Origin of the sequence: Desulfotalea psychrophila LSv54 (genome assembly GCF_000025945.1) — a bacterium.
Classification (GTDB): domain Bacteria; phylum Desulfobacterota; class Desulfobulbia; order Desulfobulbales; family Desulfocapsaceae; genus Desulfotalea; species Desulfotalea psychrophila.
In genome coordinates this window covers 817,501-820,000 of the sequence record NC_006138.1, presented here as the reverse complement: position 1 = coordinate 820,000, position 2,500 = coordinate 817,501, and the positions used below count along the sequence as shown (strand labels likewise).

Sequence of the window (2,500 nt, the reverse complement as noted above, 5' to 3'; positions counted from 1 at the left end):
GGCAGGTGCTTAGAACGCCTCTCCACCTTGACGAGGGGGAGATGGAGGCTGTGCTTATTTAGGGGAGGTTGGGTGGGGGTGTTATTTAGGGCAAAAAAAAACCCCAAACTAAATTAATAGTTTGGGGCTTTTTATATATAAAATTCGGCGGCGACCTACTCTCCCACACCCCCCATGCAGTACCATCGGCGCGAAGAGTAGGTAAGCGACCGTAGGGAGACTCCGTCATTCGTGTTCGGAATGGGAATGGGAACGGATGATCTTACCCCTGCCAACAAGACAAGTTATGGTGAATATTTTTAATGCTTTTCTCTATGGTAAGCATTTTTTACTGTTGCTGACAGCTTTTGGCTTACAGCTCCAGTGTCTATTTTTCTCATACCCATAAACACAGAAAACCCCAAGTCGAAATTAATCAACTTGGGGCTTATATATAAAAAATTCGGCGGCGACCTACTCTCCCACACAGTCTCCCATGCAGTACCATCGGCGCTGAAGAGCTTAACTTCCGTGTTCGGAATGGGAACGGGTGGAGCCTCTTCGCTATGGCCACCGAAAAAATTCGGCGTTCTTAATTAAATATAGAGTATTCAGTTAGTTTCTTAATAGCATAATCAAGGATATGGATAAGCCGCACGGCTTATTAGTATCGGTTAGCTCCAAGTGTTACCACTCTTCCACACCCGACCTATCAACGTTGTGGTCTACAACGAGCCTTCAGATGATTTTAAATCATGGGAAATCTAATCTTGGAGTAGGCTTCCCGCTTAGATGCTTTCAGCGGTTATCCCTTCCGAACTTAGCTACCCAGCGATGCTCCTGGCGGAACAACTGGTACACCATAGGTTCGTCCACCCCGGTCCTCTCGTACTAGGGGAAGATCTCCTCAAATTTCCTGCGCCCGCAACAGATAAGGACCAAACTGTCTCACGACGTTTTAAACCCAGCTCGCGTACCACTTTAATTGGCGAACAGCCAAACCCTTGGGACCTGCTTCAGCCCCAGGATGTGATGAGCCGACATCGAGGTGCCAAACCTCCCCGTCGATATGGACTCTTGGGGGAGATAAGCCTGTTATCCCCGGAGTACCTTTTATCCGTTGAGCGACGACCCTTCCATGCGGAATCGCCGGATCACTAAGACCTACTTTCGTACCTGCTCGACATGTCTGTCTCGCAGTCAAGCTCCCTTATGCCTTTACACTCTACGGCTGGTTTCCAATCAGCCTGAGGGAACCATCGCGCGCCTCCGTTACTCTTTAGGAGGCGACCGCCCCAGTCAAACTACCCACCAGACAATGTCCCGGATCCGGGTAACGGATCGCGGTTAGATTTCAAAGATAACAAGGGTGGTATTTCAAGGTTAGCTCCACACACACTAGCGTGCATGCTTCAAAGCCTCCCACCTATCCTACACATGTTACCTCTAAAACCAATGCCAAGCTATAGTAAAGGTTCACGGGGTCTTTCTGTCTTGTTGCGGGTAACCGGCATCTTCACCGGTACTACAGTTTCGCTGAGTCTCTGGTTGAGACAGTGGGGAAATCGTTACGCCATTCGTGCAGGTCGGAACTTACCCGACAAGGAATTTCGCTACCTTAGGACCGTTATAGTTACGGCCGCCGTTTACCGGGGCTTCGGTTCATTGCTTCGCTTACGCTAACAAGTCCCCTTAACCTTCCGGCACCGGGCAGGCGTCAGACCCTATACTTCGTCTTTCGACTTCGCAGAGTCCTGTGTTTTTAGTAAACAGTCGCTCCCCCCATTTCACTGCAACCAGACTAGGCTTCGTTAGTAAATAACTATACCTTGCTGGCACACCTTCTCCCGAAGTTACGGTGCTATTTTGCCGAGTTCCTTAACCAGAGTTCTCTCAAGCGCCTTGGTATTCTCTACCTGCCTACCTGTGTCGGTTTACGGTACGGTCAATATCATAACTAGATACGAGGCTTTTCCTGGAAGCATGGAACCAACCACTTTATTGCCCAAAGGGCATCGTCATCACACCTCAGCGTTAACAAGGACCCGGATTTGCCAAAGTCCTCCGCCTACATGCTTAAACCGGGACAACCAGCGCCCGGATGGTCTTACCTTCTCCGTCCCCCCTTACCATAACATTATGATACTGGTATAGGAATATTAACCTATTTCCCATCGACTACGCCTCTCGGCCTCGCCTTAGGGACCGACTAACCCTGAGCAGATTAACTTGACTACAGGAAACCTTAGGCTTTCGGCGTGAGGGTTTCTCGCCCTCATTTTCGCTACTCGTGTCAACATAAGCTCTTGTGGAACCTCCAGCACTCCTTCCGGTGTACCTTCTCAGGCGGCCACAATGTTCTCCTACCATTGAATTATATTCAATCCGTAGCTTCGGTACTACGCTTAGCCCCGTTAAATTTTCGGCGCGGTATCATTAGACCAGTGAGCTATTACGCTTTCTTTAAAGGGTTGCTGCTTCTAAGCCAACCTCCTGGTTGTATGTACAATTCCACATCCTT

Annotated in this window: 2 rRNA genes (1 of these 2 cut by a window edge); both read right to left on the bottom strand. The window is 49.2% G+C overall.

What is annotated here, in order from left to right:
* Positions 1–440: 440 nt before the first annotated feature.
* Positions 441–557: ribosomal RNA gene (gene rrf, locus DP_RS03715) — 5S ribosomal RNA — on the bottom strand.
* 65 nt (positions 558–622) lie between these two features.
* Positions 623–2,500: ribosomal RNA gene (locus DP_RS03710) — 23S ribosomal RNA — on the bottom strand (it continues 1,038 nt past the right edge of the window).